The sequence below is a fragment of the Lacticaseibacillus paracasei subsp. paracasei genome (assembly GCF_000829035.1).
GTDB lineage: Bacteria > Bacillota > Bacilli > Lactobacillales > Lactobacillaceae > Lacticaseibacillus > Lacticaseibacillus paracasei.
In genome coordinates this window covers 1,421,656-1,446,146 of the sequence record NZ_AP012541.1, presented here as the reverse complement: position 1 = coordinate 1,446,146, position 24,491 = coordinate 1,421,656, and the positions used below count along the sequence as shown (strand labels likewise).

General features: G+C 47.8%; 26 protein-coding genes and 1 other annotated feature. Of the genes, 23 read left to right on the top strand and 3 right to left on the bottom strand.

The features are described 5' to 3' along the window. Positions 1-15 precede the first annotated feature (15 nt). The 5 genes from LBPC_RS07120 (at position 16) to LBPC_RS07100 (ending at position 5,690) form a co-directional block, all read left to right on the top strand. Positions 16-1,020: a thiamine pyrophosphate-dependent dehydrogenase E1 component subunit alpha gene (locus LBPC_RS07120; protein WP_003594492.1), complete on the top strand. Its 1,005-nt coding sequence runs from the start codon at positions 16-18 to the stop codon at positions 1,018-1,020. A gap of 139 nt (positions 1,021-1,159) precedes the next feature. Beyond that, entirely contained in the window at positions 1,160-2,146 is a 987-nt protein-coding gene (locus LBPC_RS07115) for an alpha-ketoacid dehydrogenase subunit beta (protein ID WP_003660899.1), read from the top strand. Between the two features lie 17 nt (positions 2,147-2,163). Then, positions 2,164-3,489 carry a dihydrolipoamide acetyltransferase family protein gene (locus tag LBPC_RS07110; protein WP_032780923.1) on the top strand — a complete coding sequence of 442 codons (1,326 nt, stop codon included), beginning with the start codon at positions 2,164-2,166 and terminating at the stop codon, positions 3,487-3,489. Between the two features lie 93 nt (positions 3,490-3,582). Then, positions 3,583-4,527: a 2-dehydropantoate 2-reductase gene (locus tag LBPC_RS07105; protein ID WP_003565495.1), complete on the top strand. Its 945-nt coding sequence runs from the start codon at positions 3,583-3,585 to the stop codon at positions 4,525-4,527. 14 nt (positions 4,528-4,541) lie between these two features. Further along, the gene (locus LBPC_RS07100; RefSeq protein ID WP_003594488.1) at positions 4,542-5,690 is read left to right on the top strand and encodes a PTS sugar transporter subunit IIC; all 1,149 of its coding nucleotides are present in this window, start codon (positions 4,542-4,544) and stop codon (positions 5,688-5,690) included. A 59-nt stretch (positions 5,691-5,749) separates the two neighbouring features. Here the strand turns inward: LBPC_RS07100 and LBPC_RS07095 are convergent, their stop codons facing one another. Together LBPC_RS07095 and LBPC_RS07090 are read right to left on the bottom strand one after the other, a co-directional pair. Continuing rightward, positions 5,750-6,061: a MazG-like family protein gene (locus LBPC_RS07095; RefSeq protein ID WP_003565490.1), complete on the bottom strand. Its 312-nt coding sequence runs from the start codon at positions 6,059-6,061 to the stop codon at positions 5,750-5,752. A 45-nt stretch (positions 6,062-6,106) separates the two neighbouring features. Beyond that, positions 6,107-7,810 (bottom strand): NFACT RNA binding domain-containing protein, encoded by a 1,704-nt coding sequence (locus LBPC_RS07090; RefSeq protein WP_032780925.1) that lies wholly within the window; start codon positions 7,808-7,810, stop codon positions 6,107-6,109. Between the two features lie 153 nt (positions 7,811-7,963). Between LBPC_RS07090 and LBPC_RS07085 the strand changes: the two genes are divergently transcribed. From LBPC_RS07085 to LBPC_RS07010, 16 genes are all read left to right on the top strand, one after another. After that, complete coding sequence (locus tag LBPC_RS07085; RefSeq protein WP_003565486.1) at positions 7,964-8,830, top strand: DegV family protein; 867 nt, start codon at positions 7,964-7,966, stop codon at positions 8,828-8,830. Between the two features lie 49 nt (positions 8,831-8,879). After that, positions 8,880-9,440, top strand: coding sequence for an NUDIX hydrolase (locus LBPC_RS07080; protein ID WP_003565484.1), 561 nt, complete (start codon positions 8,880-8,882; stop codon positions 9,438-9,440). A gap of 568 nt (positions 9,441-10,008) precedes the next feature. Beyond that, positions 10,009-11,106 carry a histidinol-phosphate transaminase gene (gene hisC, locus LBPC_RS07075; protein WP_003660904.1) on the top strand — a complete coding sequence of 366 codons (1,098 nt, stop codon included), beginning with the start codon at positions 10,009-10,011 and terminating at the stop codon, positions 11,104-11,106. Positions 11,107-11,295: 189 nt separating this feature from the next. Next, positions 11,296-11,550, top strand: a binding site (T-box leader). A gap of 125 nt (positions 11,551-11,675) precedes the next feature. After that, on the top strand, positions 11,676-12,824 hold the full coding sequence (locus tag LBPC_RS07070; protein WP_003660905.1) for an ATP phosphoribosyltransferase regulatory subunit: 1,149 nt from the start codon (positions 11,676-11,678) through the stop codon (positions 12,822-12,824). Continuing rightward, complete coding sequence (gene hisG / locus LBPC_RS07065; protein ID WP_003660907.1) at positions 12,821-13,456, top strand: ATP phosphoribosyltransferase; 636 nt, start codon at positions 12,821-12,823, stop codon at positions 13,454-13,456. The genes LBPC_RS07070 and hisG overlap by 4 nt, the downstream gene beginning before the upstream one ends. Further along, complete coding sequence (gene hisD / locus LBPC_RS07060; protein WP_003660909.1) at positions 13,453-14,745, top strand: histidinol dehydrogenase; 1,293 nt, start codon at positions 13,453-13,455, stop codon at positions 14,743-14,745. The genes hisG and hisD overlap by 4 nt, the downstream gene beginning before the upstream one ends. Positions 14,746-14,748: 3 nt before the next feature. Next, on the top strand, positions 14,749-15,333 hold the full coding sequence (gene hisB, locus LBPC_RS07055; RefSeq protein WP_003660910.1) for an imidazoleglycerol-phosphate dehydratase HisB: 585 nt from the start codon (positions 14,749-14,751) through the stop codon (positions 15,331-15,333). Then, positions 15,334-15,960 carry an imidazole glycerol phosphate synthase subunit HisH gene (gene hisH, locus LBPC_RS07050; protein WP_003565472.1) on the top strand — a complete coding sequence of 209 codons (627 nt, stop codon included), beginning with the start codon at positions 15,334-15,336 and terminating at the stop codon, positions 15,958-15,960. It abuts the gene before it with no gap. After that, complete coding sequence (gene hisA, locus LBPC_RS07045; protein ID WP_003660911.1) at positions 15,938-16,654, top strand: 1-(5-phosphoribosyl)-5-[(5-phosphoribosylamino)methylideneamino]imidazole-4-carboxamide isomerase; 717 nt, start codon at positions 15,938-15,940, stop codon at positions 16,652-16,654. Before hisH ends, hisA begins: the two co-directional genes overlap by 23 nt. Before the next feature lies 1 nt (position 16,655). Beyond that, a complete protein-coding gene (gene hisF, locus LBPC_RS07040) occupies positions 16,656-17,414 on the top strand; it encodes an imidazole glycerol phosphate synthase subunit HisF (protein WP_003660912.1) in 759 nt (252 codons plus the stop codon). After that, positions 17,411-17,743 carry a phosphoribosyl-AMP cyclohydrolase gene (gene hisI / locus LBPC_RS07035; RefSeq protein ID WP_003565465.1) on the top strand — a complete coding sequence of 111 codons (333 nt, stop codon included), beginning with the start codon at positions 17,411-17,413 and terminating at the stop codon, positions 17,741-17,743. Before hisF ends, hisI begins: the two co-directional genes overlap by 4 nt. Then, on the top strand, positions 17,740-18,072 hold the full coding sequence (gene hisE, locus LBPC_RS07030; protein WP_003565462.1) for a phosphoribosyl-ATP diphosphatase: 333 nt from the start codon (positions 17,740-17,742) through the stop codon (positions 18,070-18,072). Before hisI ends, hisE begins: the two co-directional genes overlap by 4 nt. A gap of 83 nt (positions 18,073-18,155) precedes the next feature. Beyond that, positions 18,156-19,247: a histidinol-phosphate transaminase gene (gene hisC / locus LBPC_RS07025; RefSeq protein ID WP_032780927.1), complete on the top strand. Its 1,092-nt coding sequence runs from the start codon at positions 18,156-18,158 to the stop codon at positions 19,245-19,247. 268 nt (positions 19,248-19,515) lie between these two features. After that, positions 19,516-20,151 (top strand): nitroreductase family protein, encoded by a 636-nt coding sequence (locus LBPC_RS07020; protein WP_003565458.1) that lies wholly within the window; start codon positions 19,516-19,518, stop codon positions 20,149-20,151. Positions 20,152-20,371: 220 nt separating this feature from the next. Then, positions 20,372-20,770, top strand: a complete 399-nt coding sequence (locus LBPC_RS07015; RefSeq protein WP_003565456.1) for a GNAT family N-acetyltransferase — start codon at positions 20,372-20,374, stop codon at positions 20,768-20,770. 2 nt (positions 20,771-20,772) lie between these two features. Next, positions 20,773-21,168: a GNAT family N-acetyltransferase gene (locus LBPC_RS07010; RefSeq protein ID WP_003660915.1), complete on the top strand. Its 396-nt coding sequence runs from the start codon at positions 20,773-20,775 to the stop codon at positions 21,166-21,168. Between the two features lie 237 nt (positions 21,169-21,405). Here the strand turns inward: LBPC_RS07010 and LBPC_RS07005 are convergent, their stop codons facing one another. Then, positions 21,406-22,608, bottom strand: a complete 1,203-nt coding sequence (locus LBPC_RS07005; protein ID WP_003565453.1) for an MFS transporter — start codon at positions 22,606-22,608, stop codon at positions 21,406-21,408. Positions 22,609-22,766: 158 nt separating this feature from the next. Between LBPC_RS07005 and LBPC_RS07000 the strand changes: the two genes are divergently transcribed. Then, positions 22,767-23,459: a response regulator transcription factor gene (locus LBPC_RS07000; RefSeq protein ID WP_003605134.1), complete on the top strand. Its 693-nt coding sequence runs from the start codon at positions 22,767-22,769 to the stop codon at positions 23,457-23,459. Next, positions 23,456-24,412 carry a sensor histidine kinase gene (locus LBPC_RS06995; RefSeq protein ID WP_003594426.1) on the top strand — a complete coding sequence of 319 codons (957 nt, stop codon included), beginning with the start codon at positions 23,456-23,458 and terminating at the stop codon, positions 24,410-24,412. Before LBPC_RS07000 ends, LBPC_RS06995 begins: the two co-directional genes overlap by 4 nt. Positions 24,413-24,491: the final 79 nt, after the last annotated feature.

The following is a 24,491-nucleotide window of genomic DNA, read 5'->3' as shown; positions in this document are numbered from 1 at the left end:
AAGCGAGTGAGTCTGATGCAAAAAATGAAAACGACAGGGAAACTGAAAACGACAGGATTGAGTCGCGAGACCATTCTTGACGTCTATAAGGCCGTCATGCGTGGCCGCCGCGTCGATGAACGTTTATGGCAACTGACCCGAATTGGTAAATTCTCGTTTAACATTTCCGGACAAGGCGCTGAAGTCGGGCAAGCTGCTATGGCGTTGGCGTTTGATTATGACAAAGATTATTTTCTGCCTTACTACCGGGATCTCACCGCAGTGCTCATGTGGGGGATGACGACAAAAGATATTATGCTGGCCGGTTTTGGGAAAGAAGCCGATCCAGCTTCACATGGTCGTCAAATGCCAAGTCATTACGGCAGCAAGGCGCATAACATTGTGAGTCACTCCTCGCCAGTCAGCACCCAGTATCCAATTTCCGCGGGGATTGCCTATGGTGCTCAGATGCGTGGTGAAGACTATGTCACCGTGGTTACCACTGGGGATGGCTCCTTTAGTCAAGGTGAATGTGCAGAAGCCATGAACATCGCAGGCGTGCACAAGATGCCAGTAGTCTTCGTCGTTGAAAATAATGGATACGCTATTTCGGTGCCAGACAAAGAACAATATGCCGTTGAAAAGTTAGCTGATCGCGGCCCGGCATTCGGTTTTAATGGGATACGAGTCAACGGCAGCGACTTTGCTGAAACCTATCTGGCTTTCAAGCAAGCAGTGACGGATGCCCGTCAAGGCAACGGTCCGACCTTGATTGAGATCATGGTTGAACGACTCACCAGTCATTCTTCCGACGATGATCAGCGAGTATACCGTAGTGCCGAAGAACTTGCCGAAATCAAAGAAAACGATCCGGTGAAGCTTTTCCAACAACAATTAATCGACGAAGGGTACCTGAACGAAGCCGACATTGATCGCATTGAAAAGGAACTTGAAACCGAGATTAACCAAGCAACCGATGAGGCAGAAGCCATGCCTGATCCAGATCCAGCCAAGATCACCGACCAGTTGTACGCAGAATAGGAGAGCGCGAACTGCCACGGGTAGGAACCGGAGTAAAAGTATCCTTGGACGTGGATGGTCGGACTTTGACCATTGCGACCAAGATACTTACACGCAGGTTTCTGGGCTGGTGAACGCGTTTAAAGGAGGATGAAGAACCATGGCTGAATTAACTTATTTAGAGGCGATCCAACAAGGTATTGACGAAGAAATGGCGAAAGATGAAAACGTCCTTATTTTCGGGGAAGATGTCGGCGGTGACAAAGGCGGGGTCTTTGGCGTCACGAAAGGCTTGGCTGCCAAGTATGGCGATAAGCGGGTTTTCAACACACCTTTAACGGAAATTGCTATTGGCGGTATGGGTGTTGGCCTTGGACTGGTTGGCTTCCGGCCAATCGCCGAATTCCAATTTGCTGATTATATTTTACCAGCTGTCAACCAGCTCAATTCCGAAGCGGCCCGCATGCGGTACCGCAGCAAAGGCGACTGGACCGTGCCGGCAGTTTTCCGCGCTCCATATGGCGGCGGCGTGCGCGGCGGCTTTTATCACTCACAATCAACGGAAAAGATCTTTGCTGGGCAACCAGGTTTGCGGGTCGTCACCCCGTCAAATCCATACGACGCAAAAGGCATGATTAAAACCGCGATTCGTAGTGACGATCCGGTGATTTTCTATGAACACAAACGTCTATATCGCTTGCTAAAAGCGGAAGTGCCGGAAACGGATTACACCGTGCCAATTGACAAGGCTAATGTGATTCGCGAAGGTGACGACTTGACCGTGATTGCATATGGGGCGGTGCTCCAACATGCCTTAACTGCTGCGGAGAAGCTGGCCGGTGAAGGCGTCAGTGCAGAAATCGTTGATGTCCGCTCACTTTATCCACTTGATCGGGAAACCTTAGTCGCAGCAGCAAAGAAAACCGGTAAAGTCTTATTAATCACCGAGGATAACAAGGAAAGCACCATCATGAGTGAAGTTGCAGCCATGATTGCCGAGGATACCCTTTTCGATCTCGATGCACCAATCAGACGGTTAGCAGGACCTGATGTGCCGGCAATGCCATATGCTGTTGGGCTGGAACGAGCATTCTTAGTTAACGAAGAACAAGTTTACAACGAAATGAAAGCGCTCGCAGCATATTGATGAAGGGGGAAAATAGCATGGCGATCGAACAAATCTTACTGCCCGGTTTAGGCGAGAGTGTTCACGAAGCGTCCATCATTAATTGGCTGGTCAAACCAGGCGATCATGTCAAAAAATACGATCCCTTAGCTGAAACCGTATCAGATAAAGTGACGACCGAAATTCCATCGAATTTTGCTGGCGTCATTAAAGCCTATCTCGTTGACCTTGATAAAGAGGTTCCAATCGGTACACCGATCATGAGCATCGAAGTTGAAGGCGCAGCAAGTGCACCTGAACCAGCTGCCGCCACCAGTTCACCGGCTGCACAACCGGCATCGCCACCAGCACCAGTACCAATTCCGGCAGCGCCAAGCAAACCTAGTGCCACTGGCGGCAAGCGTTTTTCACCAGCAGTGTTGGCTTTAGCTGAAGAAAAAGGCATCAATCTTAATGATGTCATCGGCACCGGTAACAATGGCCGAATCACACGCAAGGATGTGCTCAATTACACGCCTAGCGCCAGCGCGCCAACCTCAGCGCCTGAGCCACAACCCGTTTCGGATGCGGCTCAAGCAACCACCCAAGTGCCAACCGCACCGCCCGCATCAGCAATACCGGAAGCACCAAAGCCAGCACCTGAAACGATCAACTTTGAACCTGGGATTCATGATCAAATTGTCCCGGCTGATGGTATTCGTAAAACAATTGCTCGTCACATGGTGCAAAGTGCCACCGAAATTCCGCATGCTTGGATGTTAGTGGAAGCAGATGTGACGAACATGGTTAAACTGCGTAACCGCATGAAGGACAACTTTAAACAGCAGGAAGGCATTTCCTTATCTTACTTCCCATTCTTCATTAAAGCCGTCGTTCAAGCCTTGAAGAAACATCCGAAGATCGACACTAGCTGGCAAGACGGGAATATTGTTTATCATCAGGATTTCAATATCTCAATTGCCGTTGCAACCGATGATTATCTTTATGTACCCGTGATAAAACATGCCGACCAGCTGTCCATCACCGGGATTGCCAAAGAAATCAACCGTCTAGCGCAACTCACGCGCGCTGGGAAACTGACGTCGGCTGATATGGCAGATGGCACCTTCACCGTGAACAATACCGGATCGTTTGGCTCAGTTGCCTCTATGGGGATTATTAATTATCCGCAGGCAGCGATTATGCAAGTCGAAAGCATCAACAAGAAACTGGTCGTCACCGATGACGGCATTAAGATCGCTGACATGGTCAATCTGTGTCTGTCGCTGGATCACCGTATTCTCGACGGCCTGCAAGCCGGACGATTTATGAACGATGTCAAATTGAACTTAAGTCAATACAACATCGAGTCGGATCTTTACTAAAGCACAGTACGACATGTTTGCGTTGAGAACATTGAATTTCCACAGATTTTCAAAACAGCTGTAGAGATGTGCCATGACAGGAGGAAAAAGATCATGAAAATTACAATTGCTGGTGTCGGGGCCATGGGTGGCCGCTATGCATTGATGCTCAGTCGCGCAGGCAATGATGTCGACGGTATTGACGGCTGGGCTGACAATGTGAATGCTATCAATGAGCATGGCCTGCAGGCTAACTTCGATGGCGAACAAGTTGTTGCTAAGATCAAAGCCTATGAACAAACCAAAATTGATCCAAGTGCAGTGGCTGATCTCGTCATCCTCTTCCCGAAATCCATGCAACTAGACGGTATGATGCAGTCATTAAAGCCGGTGATCACTGACCATACTAAAATTCTGTGTTTAATGAATGGTATCGGTCATGAAGAAATCATCGAAAAATATGTCACACGCGACAATATTTTTATTGGTAATACGATGTGGACCGCCGGAATGGAAGGACCAGGCAAATTAAAGCTATTCGGCAGCGGTTCAGTCGCCTTGCGCAACGTCGAAGACGGCGAAGCAGCAACCGCGGCTGCAAAAAAGATCGTGAAATTGTTATCAGACGCTGGACTAAATGCTGAATACTCTGATAATATTCTGTATACGATCTACAAGAAAGCAACGGTCAATGGCACAATGAACGGCTTATGCACGATTCTGGACTGCAATATGAGTGAATTTGGCAGCACCTCAACCGCTGAGGACATGGTTGTCGCAATCGTCAAAGAATTCTCGGCAGTTGCCGCAAAAGAAGGCATTGATTTGAATGTGCCTGACACGGTGGACTACATCAAAACAACCTGGGATCCAAACACGATCGGCCATCATTATCCGTCCATGCATCAAGACCTGATTACCAATCACCGCTTGACTGAGATCGATTATATTAACGGTGTGATTGATCGGCGCGGTAAGAAGTACGGTATTCCGACCCCATATTGTACCTTCTTAACCCAACTAGTCCACGCCAAGGAACAGTTGCTGCACGCAAAATAATGAAGGGGTGACACATGATGGCTGATTCGACGAACAAGGAGATGACCCATGCGGCTGCAGATGCACTTGTAGACGAACAAAAGGGGAAAGCAGGCGGGCTTGTTGAAGACAACAAAACACCTGAAAAGTCCCAGAAAATGACGCCACGCGTTTTTCTTAATAAGGTTTTATCAGGAACGGCCTTGGGCGTTATTATCGGCCTCATCCCCAATGCTGTTCTATCCGGCATTCTGAAATACTTCGGCACCAACACATTTGCGGTCACGTTGACGCAAATTGCCGTGATTTTTCAACTTGCGACACCGTTGATTATTGGCGGTTTGATCGCTTTGCAATTTGAATTCAATCCAATGCAGATGATGGTAACGGCTGGTGCTTCCTTTGTTGGTTCGGGGGTTGTGAAATTTAATCCTGCCATGAAAGCCTATGTCGGTGCCGGTACCGGTGATTTAATTAATACCATGATCACCGCCTCAATTGCTGTGTTGGTTCTGATGTGGGTCAAAGATAAATTCGGCTCCACAGCAGTGGTTGCCATGCCGATCTTGGTTGGGTGCGGGGTCGCCTATATCGGGGTCTTACTGTTGCCGTTTATTGCAGCATTTACCGCAGCGATTGGCGATGTAATTAACAGTTTTACGACCTTACAGCCGATTTTCATGGCAATCTTAATTTGCTGCTCCTTCGCCACGATTATCATTAGTCCAATTTCGACTGTTGCCATTGGCCTAGCCATCCAACTGAACGGAGTTTCGGCTGGTGCAGCGGCGATGGGGGTTGCAGCAACAGCACTTGCGCTTGTCGTTTATTCATGGACCGTGAACAAATCTGGCGTGACCTTGGCAATTGCTTTAGGTGCCATGAAACTCATGATGCCGAACTTGTTCAAATATCCGATTATCTTAGTACCGTGCTTGTTCACCGCGATCATTTCGGCAATTCCAGTTGCACTGCTTTCTATCAGCGGTACGCCGCAATCTTCTGGGTTCGGGATTGTCGGCTTGGTCGGACCGCTGGCATCCATGGAGGCTGGCCTAGCGATCCCGCTGGTTGTCCTTTGCTGGATCGTGATTCCAGTTGCAGCAGCCTTGCTAAGTAAGTTATTGTTTGAAAAAATGCTCAAGCTTTTCGATAGCAATGTTGTGTTTAAGTTCCAAGGTTAAACAGCATCAAAAAAGCTCACGTTTTGCGACGTGAGCTTTTTTGGTGCCGTCAGAACAAGTTATTCAAGATGTTTATGGCCTTGCGCATCATACACGCGGTGGTCGTTAATGGCGACTTTCTTGTGGACGGCTTGGGCTAAATCAACATCTGTCATCTCGGCAATGCCAAGTAGATAAATGGTGATATCAGCCAATTCTTCCGCGATGTTGGCGTGATCGTCCTTTAATAATGCCGTCGTTAATTCAGCCATTTCATGGTAGGCCAATAACATTTCGAAATTTGTATCAGTGGTGTTCCAGCCATGTTTGATCTTGTTAGCTAATATATGCGCCTGAACGGTTTTGGATGAAGGAATGTCTGATGCTTTCATCGTTCTGATTGCCCCCTAGACACTGACATCAATTGAACGTGACGATTACTTGGTAGGCGGGTTGCGTAACTTGTCGACCAGCTCGACGTCAGGCGTGACAGCGACCGTCTTTTGCCCTTCATAAACCACAAAACCTGGCTTGGCGCCATTGGGTTTACGAATCTTTTTGACTTCGATCCAGTCCACCGGTACATTAGCACTGTCACGGGCTTTCGAAAAATAGGCGGCCAACTTAGCCGCTTCGAGCAACGTTTTCTCGCTTGGCTGATGACTATCGATGATAACATGGGAGCCTGGTATATCTTTCACGTGCAGCCAGATATCGGTTTTCTTAGCGGTGTGCAAGGTCAATTGATCATTCTGCAAGTTATTCTTGCCCACCCAAATTTTGGTGCCATCGCTGGCATAAAATTGATCAGGTTTTGCGACCTTTTGGCGTTTAGCCCCTTTTTTGTTGGTCTTTTGCTTGCGTAAATAGCCTTGCTGCTGCAGTTCGGGCCGAATATCGGCCAAATCTTTCGGGCTAGCGACGTCGATCTGGGCCATGATACCTTCAAGATAATCAATTTCTTCCTGATTTTCCTGCATTTGTTGATGGACATGGGCAACGGCATTACGCAGTTTTGTATATTTAGCGAAGTACTTCTGAGCATTTCTAGACGGCGTCAGTTGGTTGGATAGTGTGATTTTGATTGGCCGATTATCATCATAGAAATTAGGCAGCTCGATGCTGGTCATGCCGCGTTCGACCTGACTTAAATAAGTCGTCAACACTTCGCCCCGAATTCGGTAATCATCGGCCTTTTCCGTTTCCTCTAAGGTCCGCTGCAACTTACGCTGTTTTTTGCGATCTTTATCAAGGACGTTCTTGATGACGTGGATCAGGTTCCCACCTTGCTGCAAGACGCGATCGTGTTCGGCCTTTTGTTCATAATAAGCATCCAACATCGTGCTGAGGGTCGGATATTGGCTTTGCTCACCAGTCAATGACACGTAGGGGATTGCCGTGAAAACGGCCTTTTTGCCTTGTGCCGTGATGGTCGGCACGGGTGTCGCCAGTGCGGCAAAGAAACCATCCCAGCCTGCATCGCCTTGGTTGAGTCGTAACGCAAGCTCAGTAGCCGAATCTTTAGCTAAGCCTTGATAATGCTGTTGCAACAACGCTGCGCGACTTAAGGCGGGCGTGACCTCGCGTTCTAATGCGTGGTAACGCCGGTCTGGATCGTGAAAAGGATCGGTTTTGTCTTGCTTAGGCGGTTCAACGTAAGGGGCACCTGGCATCAGGGGACGATAACGATTTTGATCGGCCGACACATGCCGAATGAGATCAATAATTTTACCAGTACGTTCACTGACAAGGAAAATATTGCTGTGGCGACCCATCATTTCGATGATCAACCGCAAGCCGAGTTCATCGCCGAGTTCGTCACGGGTTGAGAACTCAAAGTGGAGCACCCGGTCATTTTGCACCTGATGCACGGCAGTTAAGGTGGCCGCATTAAAATACTTCCGCAACGTCATGGTGAATGTTGCGGGAACATCAGGGTTCGTGAATGGAATATGCGTGATCTGAACCCGCGCATATTGAGGGTTGGCTGACAGAAGGAGGGGATGATTCTTTCGTCCTGCTCGAATAGTGATCACAACTTCATTTTCATAAGGTTGTTGAATTTTAGCAACACGGCCGCCGCTTAAAGTTGCATTTAGCTCGTTGGCCATGGCATGGGTAAAGATTCCGTCAAATGACATGTTGATCCGCTCGCTTTCCAATTGTACCAATCATTTTACCGGTTTTTGGGTGGCATAGCAAAAAGCGGGTGGTGGGGGACTGCGCACCCGCTACATTTTTGTTTTTTATGGTATGATGTAGACAATCATTTTTGAAAAAGTGGGTGTCTGTACATGAAAATTGCTATCGTGACGGATAGTACCTGTTATCTGCCGCAAGCCGAAATTGACAAACATCACATCACTGTGGTGCCGATTCCGGTTATTCTTGACGGCGCGGTTTACGACGAAGGCAAGGATATCACCACCGAAGAATTCTATGCCAAATTAAAGACTGCCAAAACGTTCCCCAGCACCACGCAGCCGCCGCTGGGCGAGATGCTGAAGCTTTACGAGAATCTTGCTAATGAAGGCTATGACACTATCATCAGTATTCATCTGGCCAGCACAATTTCCGGTTTTGTGAATACATTGAAAGGTGCCGTAGATGAGGTTCAAGGCGCAAAGGTTTATGTTTATGATTCACAAATTACCGTTATTTTGATGGGTTGGCTGGTTTTGGCAGCAGCACAAATGGCCGAAGCCGGTGATGATCCTGAGGCGATCTTGGCTCGATTAGATAACTTACGCACAACCATGGGTGAGTATTTTATCGTTAATGATCTGCAAAACCTTGTTCGCGGCGGCCGACTCAGCAATGCCTCGGCTTTTATCGGTGGCATGTTAAAGATCAAGCCATTGTTAACGTTTGACGATCAAAGTCACAAGATCGTGGCAATCGAAAAAATTCGCTCCATCAAAAAGGCTTACTCTCGCGTTGAGACTTTGTTTCAAGAAGAACTTGATCGAGTTGATTATCCGGTTCGCGCGGTTGTTATCCACGCTAATGATCCAGACGAGGCCAATCGTTGGTTAGCAGATTTACAGCAGAAGTTTCCAACAGTTCCATTCGAACTATCTTACTTTGGCCCAGTTGTCGGCACCCACTTAGGTGAAAAGGCAATCGCCTTAGCTTGGATGAAGGATTTTACGAAAGCATAATCAGAAGTCGCGTTTAGGCGCGGCTTTTTCAATTGAAGGAGATGCCTATATGTTTTTTGATCAACCGCTAGCAAAAGGGAAAATTCTGAGCGAAACCCCGCATTATCATGGGCCGATTTTCGATGTTGTGACGCAACATATTAAAACGCCTGATGGCCTCACAGTTGAGCGTGACTTGATTCGCCACGCCAATGCAGTGGCCATGTTGGCTATGACCGATGATGGGCGCGTGCTAGTCAATCGCGAGTATCGAGTTGCGGTAAACAGTGAAGTCTTTGGCTTACCAGCCGGTTTGATGGACCCGGGTGAAGACTGGCAAACCGCCGCAAGCCGGGAATTGCGCGAGGAAACCGGCTACGTGACGCACGATTTGCAGTGGATGACCGCTATCCGTTCAAGTGAAGGGATGACGGATGAAACCGTCAATCTGGTGTTGGCACATCTTGACTTGGCTGATAAAACAAAACAAGACTTCGATCAAGACGAATTTGTAACTAGCCGATTAGTCCCATTTTCTGAATTAGTTGCGGGTGTCAAAGCTGGCAAAATCCGTTCGGCGCAAACAGTTTCGGCTGTGACTTATTATTTGGCATTTATCGCCAAAGATTAAAATATTGATTAGAGGTTGGGGCTGAGCCATAGTTCCTCATAGAACTTGTGAATTATTAGATTTCGAATAATTCAGGAAAAGCTCAGTGCAAAAATTTCTTTGCCGTGCCAAACTCCGCAATCTCCGGCCAGATGGAGCTGGAACGCGTGACGGCGCTTCGAGCCCGCCAAACCCACGGTCTCGAAGTCGCCTAACAACATCAGCGACAAAGCCCGGTCGCTGTGTTGTTTGCACAGCTGAGCCCCATCTGGCCTGTGATTGCTCCGCCTTGGCACTGATTTCTTCAAATTTTCAATAAAAATTATCTATGTGAAAAAGGTCAACGTTTTTCCTTTGTATGGAAATTGTGGCCTTTTTTTGATGACTTCGCGTTATGGTTTAACCTTATTATTTGCTTAAGAAAAACTACTCAGCTTAATTAAAATAACTAGATTTCTCCGTGCTTGGTCAGCAATAGAAAGCCAACGCTTTGATTCGGCGCTTACCCTATGAATATTTATGCATAATATATTTACTTTTCAAGCAATTGCGCGTACACTCGAAAGCAATTAAGAAAGCAGGTGGCGTGATGTTACGCAAAAGTATTGCCAAGCTGCCGGACTATGTTTCGGACAGTACACCGGAGCGACTCGCGAAAGCAGCGGGACTTGCCAAGCTGACGCGTTTGTCATTCAATGAAAATCCGGTTGGCACATCGCCCAAAGTGAAAGAAGCGCTCGCAAATTGGGCGTTTTCGCAAGGACGCAATTATCCTGATCCAGATGCACTGCCATTACGAACAGCCGTGGCCGAACGACTACACGTAAACCCCGACCAGCTCCTTTTTTCCAGTGGTTTGGATGAAATGATTGCCTTGATTTGCCGGACATTTTTGGAAGTCGGGGACGAAAGCCTTCAACCGTGGCCGACTTATCCGGAATATCAACTACAGGCAGCTATCGCGGGTGCCATAACGGTGAATGCTGCCGTAACGCCGGCAACCGGACTTATTGATCTTGATGATTTAGCCGCACACATTACGGCCAAAACAAAAGTGATTTGGTTGTGCAATCCGAATAACCCGACCGGTACTTATTTACCAATTTCTCAGATCGCCCAGTTTATGAAGCGGGTGCCTGCTGATGTGCTAGTAGTGGTCGATGAAGCCTATATTGATTTTGTCGCCGACGTTCCGAATCCGTCTGCGCTGTCACTGGTTACCCAATTCAACAATTTACTAGTCATGCGGACATTTTCAAAATTGTACGGTCTAGCTAATTTTCGCGTCGGGTTTAGCATCGTGCCGCAGCGAGTAATTGCTAAAATGCAGAATGTGCGCTTGCCTTACAACATTAGCGGTATTAGTCAGACGGCGGCATTAGCAGCTTGGCAGGATCAAGCCTTCACTCAAACCGTGAAACAGCAACTATTGACAGCACGGCAGCAATGGTCAGCTTTTTTTGAGGCCAACCACATTCAGCACTATGCCAGTCAGACCAACTTTATGTTGTATCAAGTCGCCGATCCCCAAGCGCTTGGCGCCTTTTTAAAACAGCATGGCTACTTGGTTCGCGACAGCATGGTACCCGGCTGGATTCGCCAAAGTTTTGGAACACCTGCGCAAGATGCAGAGATGCAACAATTACTACTGACGTTTCTTAAAACGGATACTGAGGTCCCTAATTAGTGGACTGATTATGCAAAAAAGATGTTTACTTTCAAAATAATAATTTAACCAAATATTCATAAAAAAACATCATTGATGCTGGCTGCCGCACCTTTTTATGCCACAACTTGTGGTGGCATAATCCGCGCCGAATCAAAAAAAGGTTGACAATGGCAAAATGATGGCTATTATGAAAGTCACATTAACAAACATGAAGTTGTGATTAGAACAAGTAAGCTGATCCTGATCAACAGAGAGCGTCTATTGCTGAAAAGACGCGATTAGCCAGCTGAACACACATCTATGAACTTGCCGGCTGAACTAAGTAAGCTGTCACGCATCCGTTGCGTTATCACTGCTGCCAACTGCTGTTCGCAATTGCTGACAGTTACTTGGCAGGTGAGGTTTAGGTCGCAAGAGCTAAACAAAATTGAGGTGGTACCGCGGTCAAAAATCGCCCTCGGAAACGTTTTTTCGTTTTCGAGGGCGATTTTTTTTAGGCGCGACCAGGAGCGCGTAGGTTTCTGCGACTGCGAGCGCGTTATCGCGAGCACCAAGCCAAACTTCATGTCAACGAAAGGAGCTAACTCATGTCAAATCGGCATCTGCCTATTGGCACACGCGACGAATTCGGGCCGCGGGCCATTCGCAAAGAGAATCTCATTCAAACCATTAGTCAACAATTCATTCAAGCCGGGTTCGAGCGGGTCAAAACCCCATTGTTGGAATATCGAGATGTGTTTAAACCGTTAGCTGTCAGTGGCGAACAACCTTATCAAATGCTCGATGATGCTGGCGAATCAGTGGTTATGCGGCCTGATCTGACTTTACCGCTTGCGAGATTGCTTAGTACCACGAGTATCGTGCCGCCAGTGCAATGGTGGTATGTCGGCGACATTTTTCGAGTTAAGAAAAGTCTAAGCGGTACTTATAACCAGATCACCCAAGCAGGCATTGAGCTTATTGGGTATCGCTCCCTCAAAGCCGAGTGGGCATGTCTCAGTGAAGCAGGAAAAATTTGTCGCACGCTAGGATTGACACATCTCACGTTAGAGTTATCGGATGCCCAGTTCGTTCCGCAAATCTTACGAACACTTCAACTGAATGATGCCGCGGCTGATGCATTTCAAACCGCTTTCTTTGCTAAAGAGCTAAGCACCTATCAAAACCTGATTGCGCCGCTTGCTACAAACCCGCTTTATCCATTTCTTCAACAGTGGCCATGGCTTTTTGGCGATAGCGAGACGATCTTTGCCGAATTAAAACGGTTATTGCCGTCGAATGTGATTACGGATCGCTTAGCCCCACTTCAACAAACGGTGGCCTTTCTCAAAGACCAATTTCCGGAATTGCGCGTGACGATCGATCTCACCAGCCGGCCACCACAATCTTATTACACCGGCATCTTCTTCCATGCTTACGTTGATGGCGGTCACCAATATCTTTTTAGCGGCGGTCGCTATGACAAATTGCTGGCAAGTTTTCAACAAGAATTGTTGCCAGCGGTTGGCTTAGCTTTTGACATTGATGCCGTGACTGATCAATTGCCGAATGCGCCTGACCAGCCCCTCACATTTGTCTATGGTCTGCCATCGCAATGGCAAGCCGCAGCAGCGATGGTTGCCACCACCCCGAATGCAAGACTGTGTCTGGTCGATACTTTGGCAGAGGCTCAAGCTGCAGCGACAAAACAGGATGCTAATCTGATTGATCTTTCCCCAAAGGAGGCGATCCTATGACACTCACCATTGCGCTCACTAAGGGGCGAACTGAAACGCAAGTCTTACCCTTACTCGCGGCTGCCGGGATTCACTGTGAGGCCATTCAAGCCAAAAGCAGACGGTTGATTTTTGCCGATGATCCGAATTTTCACTTTATTTTGGTTAAAGCCCCGGATGTGCTGACCTATCTCAATCATGGCACCGTCGATATTGGGATTGTCGGTTCGGATATTCTGGCTGAGCAAGGGCATCGCCAGTTTGACATGTTGGATCTCAACACTGGTCGTTGCCGCTTCATTCTTGCTTCAACCGCAGACTTTGATCCAAAGCAGACGAAACGTAAACTCATCGCGACCAAGTACCCGCACATTGCGCAACAGTATTTTCAAAAGCAAGGCGAGGACGTTGAAATCATCAAAATTGAAGGTTCTGTCGAATTAGCACCACTCACTTGTATGGCCGATGCCATCGTTGATATCACCGAAACTGGCACGACCTTACGCGAAAACCACCTCAAAGTGTTCGCCGAACTCGCGCCTGTCTCGACACATCTCGTTGTCAATCGCTTGGCCCTGAAACAAAAACGCACAGAGATTTATCAGCTTATTCAATCTTTACAAAAAGTTCGCCCTCAGGAGGCATCGTTATGAAAATTTTAACCGGCACGTTAAGCCAGCTTAAGCAACAAGTCGACATTCGGCGCACCGCCGTTGCCCAAAATACAGATGTACAAACGACTGTTCAGGCGATCATCGCGAAAGTCAGAGCAGAAGGTGACTCAGCTTTGCGTACTTATAGCAATAAGCTCGATCACGTTACCGTTAATGACTTTCAGGTTGACCAAGCGCTCATCGATGCCGCGCCCGCACAACTGCCGGCAAAACTATTGAAAGCTTTGCAGTTAGCGAAGGCCAATATCACAAGTTATCATCAAAATGAAATCGAACGCGGTTTCGTCGATACGCCAAACTCTGGCATCATTCGTGGACAAAAAATCACCCCGTTGGCTGCAGTCGGCCTCTATGTTCCCGGCGGCACAGCTGCTTATCCGTCCACCATTTTGATGACCGCTATCCCCGCTAAATTGGCCGGTGTTAAAAAGATTGTGATGGTGACACCGCCGCAGCCAGATGGCCTTAATCCAGTTGTACTAGCAGCGGCTAATCTCGCTGGCGTAGACGCTATATATCAAGTCGGTGGCGCCCAGGCAATTGCTGCTTTAGCTTATGGCACCGAAAGCATCCCCCGCGTTGATAAAATCATGGGCCCAGGCAATCGCTATGTTGCGGAAGCTAAAAAGCAGGTTTTTGGCAACGTCGCTATTGATATGATCGCTGGTCCTTCAGAAATCGGCATCATTGCCGACGAGTCCGCCGATCCGATTCGATTAGCTGCCGATCTTTTATCACAAGCCGAACATGACCCCAATGCGCGCGCGATGATGGTAACCCCAAGTGAAAAACTGGCTTCGGCAGTCAGCGAACAGATCGATATTCAGTTGCCAACCTTACCTCGAGAATTGATCGCGCGAGCAGCAATTGAAAATCAAGGATTCATTGCGATTGTAGCAACCATAAACGAAGCCTTTTCATTGATGAATACAATTGCACCCGAGCACTTAGAAGTTCAGTTGCCTCATCCGATCACGTATCTAGCTCAGATTCAAAATGCCGGATCCGTTTTTCTTGGTCAAAATGCTGCTGAGCCGGTCGGTGATTATGTCGCGGGACCCAATCACGTTTTGCCTACCGCCGGATCAGCACGGTTTTTCTCACCACTGGGGGTCTATGACTTCGTTAAGCGTACCCAATTCATTCAGTACAGCTCAGAAGCACTAGCAAGTCAGGCAGACGCGATCGTCACCTTGGCACAAGCAGAAGGGCTAGATGGCCACGCTGAAGCCATCATCAAACGTGTCTCTGCCGCAAAGGAGGTTTAACTTATGCGTACAGCTACCATTACCCGAACTACCAAGGAAACAACGATTACGATCAGTCTCAACCTTGATCAGCAAAGTGGCATTCAAATTGCTACTGGCATCGGTTTTTTTGATCACATGCTGGATGCATTTGCTAAACATGGTCGATTTGGCTTAACTGTCGATGCGCAAGGTGATTTGGATGTTGATCCGCACCACACCATTGAGGATACCGGCATCGTGTTAGGTGAATGTTTTAAGCTGGCGCTTGGCGATAAAGCCGGGATTGAGCGTTTCGGCAGTGCTTTTGTGCCAATGGATGAAAGTCTGGCCCGAGCGGTTGTCGATCTTTCTGGACGCGCGTACCTCGTTTTTGATGCCGAATTAACTAATCAGCGATTAGGCGGCTTTGATACGGAAGTCACAGAAGATTTCTTCCAGGCGGTTGCCTTTGCTGGTGAATTCAACCTGCATGCCAGCGTTCTGTATGGCCGCAATACCCATCATAAAATTGAGGCCTTATTCAAAGCACTGGGTCGTAGTTTACGGGCTGCAGTCGCCATTAATCCTGAAGTGCAAGGCATTCCCTCAACAAAGGGTGTGATTTGAATGATTGTGATTGTTGATTACGATACAGGCAACACCCGCAATGTTAAAAAAGCACTTGATTATCTGGGGGTCAACAATCAACTCTCAGCCGACCCCGCGATTATCATGGCTGCTTCCGGTTTGATTTTGCCGGGTGTCGGCGCTTTTAAAGAGGCGATGAAAGCCTTAAATCAACGACAACTGGTGCCTGTCATTCAAGCGTTTGCTGCTACTGGCAAGCCGTTGTTGGGTATCTGTTTAGGGATGCAGTTGCTATTTGATCGCAGCTTCGAGTTCGGCGAAACTGCCGGTCTTGGCCTCATTCCCGGCGAAGTCGTTGCCATCCCGACTGACTCGGGATTAGCCGTCCCGCACATGGGTTGGAACACCAACAACCTCACGCAACCCGATTTATTTGCTGCGGTGTTTGCCGATCAAGCAACTTATTTTGTCCATTCCTTCTATGCAACAACGCTGCCACAATTTACGCTGGCAACCACTGATTATGGACAACCTCTGACTAGCATTGTTCGTCGCAATAATGTACTTGGGACCCAGTTTCACCCAGAAAAAAGTGGCGCGATTGGCCTAGCCGGCTTGAAAAAGTTCAAGGAGATGACCGAAGATGAAGCTCTATCCCGCGATTGATTTGCTCAATGGCAAAAGCGTTCGCCTCACGCAAGGTGATTACGACCAAGTGAGTTTAACTGAAGACCCGCTCTATCAGGCACAGCGGCTGACAGATGCCGGATTTGCCCATTTGCATCTCGTTGATCTTGACGGCGCACGGGCACAACGTCCGATCAATCGAAGGATCATCACTCGCATTCGTGAACAAACCTCGGCTTTTATTGAACTTGGTGGCGGCATTCGAACACTGGCTGCCATGGAAATTTATCTTACGATAGGCATTGACCGGCTTATTGTAGGATCGGCAGCTGTTTCCGATCCTGATTTGGTCGAACAAGCGATTGCGAGATTCGGGTCTAATCGAATTGCGGTTGGCATTGATACCCGCGCCGGGAAAGTGGCGACAAACGGTTGGTTAACCACCAGCCAGCAGACGGCCAACGCCCTTCTAACCGCCATGCAACAACGCGGCGTCACCACATTTATCGTGACCGATATTGCCAAAGATGGGATGATGCAAGGCCCGAATGCCCAGTTACTTGCGGACTTGCAACAGGCGATGCCCCAAGCCACGATCATCGCCAGTGGCGGCATCAGTTCACTAGCTGACTTACACCGCTTGCAAACCGCTGGCATTCAAGCAGCCATCATCGGCAAAGCATGGCAAACAGGCGCTATTGAATTAGCAATGCTCAAACAAATGGAGGGTTAAGATGCTGACAAAACGCATTATCCCATGTCTAGATGTAGATCACGGTCGGGTCAAAAAAGGCATCAATTTTGTGCAGTTAAAAGATGTCGGCGATCCTGTCGCTATTGCTAAGGCTTATCAGGAGCAAGGCGCAGATGAACTGGTCTTCTTAGATATTACCGCGACCAACGAAGCGCGCGGCACCTTGGTTCAAACGGTCGAAGCAGTGGCCAATCAAGTCTTTATGCCGCTGACAGTTGGCGGGGGTATTCAATCGGTCGCGGATATGCACGCTTTGTTGCGAGCAGGTGCAGACAAAGTATCATTAAACTCAGCCGCAGTCGCCGATCCAAGTTTGCTCACAGCCGGTGCCGAAAAATTTGGTCGCCAAGCGATTGTTGCCGCGATTGATACACGTTGGCAAGCTGATCAAAATCGCTATCAGGTCACGGTTAACGGTGGCCGAACGCCAGTCGATCTCGATGCGATCACTTGGGCGAAACAAGCAGTTGCCGCAGGAGCAGGCGAATTACTCGTCACTTCGATGGATGCGGATGGCACTGAAAGTGGCTTTGATTTGCGATTGTATCAACAACTCACGGCCGCCGTTCAAGTTCCGATCATTGCGAGTGGCGGCGCCGGTTCGACAGCAGACTTTGTCCAGTTGTTTACGCAAACCACGGTGTCGGCTGGCTTGGCAGCATCTATTTTTCACTTCGGCGAATTAACTGTCCCGCAAGTGAAAACCGCTTTAAAACAAGTAAAGGTGGCGGTTCGATGATCACACTTGACTGGGAAAAAGCCAATGGCCTGATCACCACAGTCGTTCAGGATGCAACCACCAAACAAGTGTTGATGGTCGCTTATATGAATCAAGAAAGCTTGGCAAAAACGATGGCAACCGGTGAAACTTGGTTCTGGTCGCGCAGTCGCAAAACATTGTGGCATAAAGGCGCCACCAGTGGCAACATTCAAACGGTTAAAACAATTGCAGTTGACTGCGATGCGGACACCTTGCTCGTCACCGTTGATCCCGCCGGCCCAGCATGCCATACCGGCCACATCAGCTGTTTTTATCGTCATTATCCGGAAGGGAAGGATCTTACATGACCCAAGCAAAGCAAAGTATTCCAGCTCTATATGATTTCATCAAAGAACGGCAAGCAAATCCAGTTGCCGGTTCGTACACGGATTATCTTTTCACCAAAGGACTCGATAAAATTTTAAAAAAAGTCGGTGAAGAAAGCACAGAAGTGATTGTCGCCGCCAAAAATCCAGATGATCCGGCGTTTATCCTTGAAGTGGCCGACCTCACTTATCACGTCCTGGTTCTTATGGTTGAACGTGGTATCACGGTTGATCAAATTGCCACCGAATTGGCTAGTCGCGAAGGAAAGAAGAGCCGACTGCAAGAACGGTCAAAAATCGAGAAATATTAATGCCTTGAAGAGGGCATCGTTAATAGACAATGCGTGAACAGGCTAATTCCGAGCCAGCAAACGCTTTTAAGGAGGACGCCAACATGCTAAAACATACCGTCACTCATTTACAACCTTACATCCCCGAAAAACCCTTGGCAGATTTGGCGCAAGAACGCGCATTGCCGCATATTGTTAGAATGTCAGCAAACGAAAATCCTTTTGGCACTAGTGACAAGGTACAAACAGCAATCAAAAACTGGGACTTCACCCAAAGCCGTGACTATCCTGATGGCAATGCTAGCCGTTTACGATCAGCGGTCGCAGCTGAACTGGGCGTCACTGAAAGCCAACTTGTATTTGGTAATGGTTTGGATGAAATCATTGAGCTCATTGCCCGTACTTTTTTAGAGGCTGGGGATGAAGTGGTTGAGCCGTGGCCAACTTTCTCCGAATATCAGTTGCATGCCCAGATTGAAGGCGCCAAGGTTGTTAACGTACCGGTACAAGCGACGACCGGAGCATTTGATCTCGAGGCGCTGGCTCAGGCAATTACCCCCAAAACCAAACTGCTTTGGCTTTGCAATCCTAATAATCCGACAGGCACCTTGCTGTCACTGACTGAGCTAGAACAGTTCTTACAGCAAGTGCCACCAAGTGTTTTGGTTCTGATTGATGAAGCCTACATTGAATTTACAGACGATTATCCGGCTACCAGCGCACTCAAATTGTTACCAAGCTTTGCTAATCTGGTTGTCTTGAGAACTTTCTCAAAAATATACGGCTTAGCCAATTTTCGAGTCGGCTTCGCCGTTGTGCCTGAGCAACTGGCAGCGACCATGCAAACCGTCCGCCTGCCATATAATCTGAGCAGTGTGGCCCAACTAGCAGCTTTCACTGCCCTTGGCGACCAAACATTTGTCCAGACAACCCGTGGACAGGTTCGGCAGGCACGGGAGGACTGGGAACGGTTTTTAACGAAGGCTGGTCTGCCACATTATCAAAGTCAAACGAACTTCCAATTTTTTCAGGCTCCGCAAAAGCAAGCGGCCGCTTTGAAGGAACAGCTCTTGAATCACGGCTTTTTGGTTCGTGATGGCTTAAAGCCGGGATGGTTACGGATCACTTTTGGTACCACAGCGCAAAATATAGCCGTACAACAAATCATAACTGCGTTTCAGCAAGCAAAAAAATAGCGACAACGAACCCGATCCGACCCTTTTAAGCATGTGCATCACCACCAAGGAATCAAATGCTTATTGACCTACCATTTTTTCAACGTTGTTATTAGGCGCATCGTTGCGGTCACGAGATGACATTAGCGACAACTAATCATGGACTAAGCAGGGAATGTCACCGCTTCCATTTTCCACATAAAACCTATACCATTTTGAAAAACACCTAGGAAAGCGCCCACATTTGGCGTATTCTGAAGATGTCCAAAAAATCTAAGAGGTGAATTTGATGTTGGAAAACAATAATTTTGATGAAGTTGTCCTTAAACGCCACACCGCCCGTGAATTTGATCCGGAAATCACCATTAGTAAAGGCGAGTTGTTACAAATGATTACTTATGCGACAAAAGCGCCCAGTGCCTTGAATATGCAGCCAACGCGGTTTGTCGTCGCACAAAGCAATGCAGCCAAAGAAAAAATCGCCGCAGTTGCTGGCACCAATGCACCGGAAATTTTATCCGCGTCCGCTGTGGTACTTATTGGTGGCGAAACCGACTTGGGACCATTTGAGGAGGATCTCTTCAAACGGGCGGAAGCGGCTGGTTTATTGACTGATCGGGCGATTGAGCATCAAAAACCAATGATTGAAAATCTTGTTGCCACCTTTAAAGAAAACCAACAAGCATTACGCGAATTTATTATCCAAAACAGTAGTCTTGCGGCAATGTCGTTCATGTTGGCTGCCCGCGCCTATGGCTATGAAACAGGTGCCATGACAGGTTTCGATCACGAAAAAATTATTCCGGCACTTGATTTGGATCCGAATCATTTCTTGCCGACATTGCTGATTGCTGTTGGCAAACCAAAGAGTGCACCGGACTCACTGTATCGGATCCCAGCAAGCAAAATCACTGTTTTCAAATAAAGTGCTACAACATTGCGCAACTCAAAGATGATCGCCGTCAACGATTTCAGCATCAAGTGGGTGCGGGCGTCATCACAAACTACTTTGCTGGACGTTGCCAAGGTCACCAAAAAGGCCGCTTGTTTACGCGGCCTTTTTGGTATCGTCAACGCTAGTCATTGCTTTTTAGTTTGAGAAATGCCACAGCGAAACGAGTTTTCACAAAAAGGAGTTGGGTTGATTGCCCTATACCATTAAAATTAATGCACCGTTAAGTGTTCAACAGGTCCATGATTTGTATCAGCAAACACATTTCAATAAACCGATCAACGATCCGACCCGCTTGCAGACGATGATTGACGAAACACCCCTTGTTTTGAGCATGTGGGATGGCGCAAAGTTGATTGGCTTTGCGCGGTGTCTGACGGATTTTGAATATTGCTGTTACCTAAGTGATCTTTTAATTTTGCCTGCCTATGAAGGTCATCACCTTGGACGTCAGCTCATGACAACTTTGCAAGCTTATATCGGTCCGCGCGTCACGCTGTCATTGAAGGCAGCAGATTCGGCGATCGGCTTCTATGAACGCATCGGATTGCTAAAAGCCGATAACATGTTTCGAATTGGCAGGGAGGGATAACCATGATTAAAATTGCAACTAATCACGCCATTACCGCTGACCAATTCATTCATGTCCTAACAGCATCGGGCATCAACCGACCGACTGAGGATCGCGGCCGCATGCAACGCATGCTCAATAATGCCAACGTTTTATTAACAGCGTGGGACGATGAACAGTCAATCGGCGTTTTACGCGGCGTGTCAGATCGCTCCTATTGTACATTTGTGTCAGAATTAGCTGTAACGAAGGATTATCAACATCAAGGCATTGCCACCAAGTTACTTCTCCAATTACGGACAATGCAGGGGCCAAATGTCTCGATCATGCTGTTATCAGCGCCTAGTGCCATGACTTTTTATCCAAAAGTCGGCTTTGAGCCGGTGCCAACTGGGTTTAAGGTTCAACGCCGGTATTAATCGGCCGACTGAGGATGTGCCATCACGGACAGCGACCATATAAAAAAGAATGATTGGCCGTTTTTAGGAAAATCATTCTTTTTTTCTTGTCTATAATCTAATAGGACTTAAGGATCGTCATGGCAAGGCAGAGCCGTCGTAGGCCAGATATAGCTAAAAATGTCGACGTTTGGCGCCGATCTTGTTTTGAATTTTGGCCCATTAGCGCTGCTAGCGGCAACTAAAGAACAGAATGGCTTACCACGAAAGCTTACGCAGCCGGTGCCAGAACCAGTAAGCAACACCAATGAGCAACAAGCCAGTGACCACAAAAATGCGGCCAATTGGCACCTGATCTGCCAGTGGTCCGTAGACCAACATCGCTAATGGATAAATTCCTGTCGATAGGATGGCCCAAAGCGAAAATACACGACCTAACTTATCAGCAGGGACATTTTCCTGAAGATAAATGGTTTGACCGGCTTGAATCAGTGGGTAAAAAATTCCGGAAACAAACATAAACAGTAAATAGAAACTAAAGGATTGCGGCAGTCCCATCTCGGCAAAGGCAAGACCACTGCCGGCAAACCCGATGGCAATCAAGCCAAGTTGATCGCGAAAATGTTTGTGACGGGCGATATAAAGGCCGCCAAGTCCCGCGCCAATGGTCCAAAACCACTCATTAAACGTCAAATGCCAAACTTCTGATCCAAATGTCCGATTAACATACAATGTTGATAATTGTGATGAAGGGGCAACGAGGATAAACGCCAACCCAGTAAATAGCATGAAGGCCAGCAAAATCGGTGTTCGTCTGACATATTGCAACCCGGCGAGAATCCCATCGGCGCGTTTGGCTGCTCGATCATGACTGGCACTCGGTGTTGGTACGTGCACCACACTCAAAAACAGGATGGCCAACGCGGCAGATAAGGCGTCTACCACAAAAATCCAAAAAATCCCAAGGTCACTTAAAATATAACCAGCCAACAGCGGCGACATCACGAGCATGGCCGCCATCAGGATTTGATTGTAACCATTTACCCGCGTGAGATGCTTGGCAGGGACCAGTTGTGGCAACAAGGCATTCGCTGCGGGATTTTCTAAACCGTTGCCAAAACTACGAATCACAGCAATCACGAGCAGCAGCCAAAGATCTTGCGTCATAAAAGCAAAGATAGACGCAACTAATAATGTCAGTAAGGTGACAACAGCCGCCGAGAGCACAATTAACATTTTACGATTATAGCGATCGGCCAACACGCCAGCCGTGAGCGAGATTAAAATCGCTGGCAACGCGGTCGCCAGCGAGACATAGGTCATCCATGCCCCTGACGACGTTTTTAGCGCAATATCCCACAACACAGCATAGAACACGGTCGAACTGCCAAAAACAAATAAATTTTGACTGAGAAGAAACGCTGCTGTTTGCGCTTGCCAACCTAGATTTTTATGTGACACTCTCAACACCCGAAATCAGTTAGAATAGAAACTGTCCTTAGTGTAAATCAAAGTGATGTAAAAACCTATGATCTAGGCCAGACGAACTATTAGCACATTTGAATGGCAGTTTCTGACTCACAAAACAAGTTGAAGATACCCAAGGGGATGTATACGAGATGGCACAGAAAATTTTTATTGTCGAAGATGACGCGGTGATTGCCAAAACGATTAGTGATTACTTAAATCGCTGGGCGTTTGCCGTCAGCACGGTCACCAAGTTTGACCAAGTTGACGCGGAAATCTCAGCGGCGGCACCAGACTTAGTCATCATGGACATCAGTCTGCCATATTTTAATGGCTTTCACTGGCTAAGTGAGTTACGCAAACATAGTAAGGTACCTGTCATCTTTTTAACAAGTTCTGGGGATGATATGAACCTTGTCATGGCGATGAACTTAGGAGCCGATGACTTTCTGGCTAAGCCGATTGAATTGCCGGTGTTGCTGGCGAAAATTCAAGGGATGCTGCGGCGCACTTATCAATATCAGCAAATCGACACCAATTTATCGCACGGCGCCTTTACGCTCGTGCCGACCGATAATCAGCTAAAAACGGCTAAGCAGGTTGTTGCTCTGACACCGACTGAGACAAAATTGCTGAGTCTTTTGTTCAGCGCTGACGGTGAGGTGGTGTCGCGCGAAGCGATGATCGAAAAGCTGTGGGAAGGCGACGATTTCATTGATCGCAATGCCTTAGCTGTGAACATGAACCGTCTGCGCAAGAAAGTCACTTCAATTGGTTTGGCGCAACTAATCGAAACAGTGAAGGGTAAAGGGTACCGGTTGGCAAGTGAGGGGACAAAGCCATGATGAAAGCTTATTGCCGCTCGCGTTGGGCAATTTGGTTATTGCTAGCGACCTTACTGGCAACAGGTTTTTTGGCAAGCTGGTTGTTGGCCAACTCCTTTGAGATTGTCCTGAATATGTGGTTTTTTGCGACAGCGCCACTGGCAGTGATTGTGAGCATTGATTATTGGCGTTTTCGCCGTGAATGGCAGCAACTGCAAGACGATCACCCAATTGATCCTGTGCAGATCACTGATCCATTAAGCCTGGCTTATTATCAAAAAATCCAAACGCTGACGCAAAAGCTGCGCACAACCAGAGATACTGCCCACGAACAAGAACAAGAAACGCTCGACACGCTGCAGCTATGGACACATCAAATCAAAACGCCGCTGACCGCGTTAGATCTTCTATTGCAAGTCGAACCTGTTAACGCCAAAGATGCCCGACTTGAAATCAGCAAAATCGATCGGTATCTTGCGGTCATGTTGAACTATCTGAAGCTGACAACATTAAATACCGATCTTGTTTTAACTGAACTGCCACTCAAACCGTTAGTCAATGAGACCGTTCGTGACTTGGCGAAGCTGTTTATCGCCAAGGACCTGACCGTGACTGTGGGGCCATTGCCAACTGTTATTAGTGACAGTCAATGGCTGCATTTTATTTTTGAACAATTGCTAACCAATGCCATTAAATATACCCCGCACGGTTCAATCAAGATTTATGCCAAAGGCGATGCTGTCATGGTGGCCGACACTGGTATCGGGATTTTGGCCGAAGATTTACCGCGGATTTTTGAACAAGGTTATTCCGGCTACAACGGCCGCGCAAATCAGAAAGCTAGCGGGTTGGGGCTATTTTTGAGCAAACAAATCGCTGAAAAGCTTGGCCTGACGCTAACTGTCACCTCAGAAATTGGGCAAGGCAGCACATTTGCCATTCATTTTCCCCAAACGCGGTGGCAAGTGGAGTAAGCTACCTTACCAGCTTGTAAGCAACTACGAGTCACTGTAAGTAGGCATGGGGCATCATCCCCGCTAAGCTAATAAATGA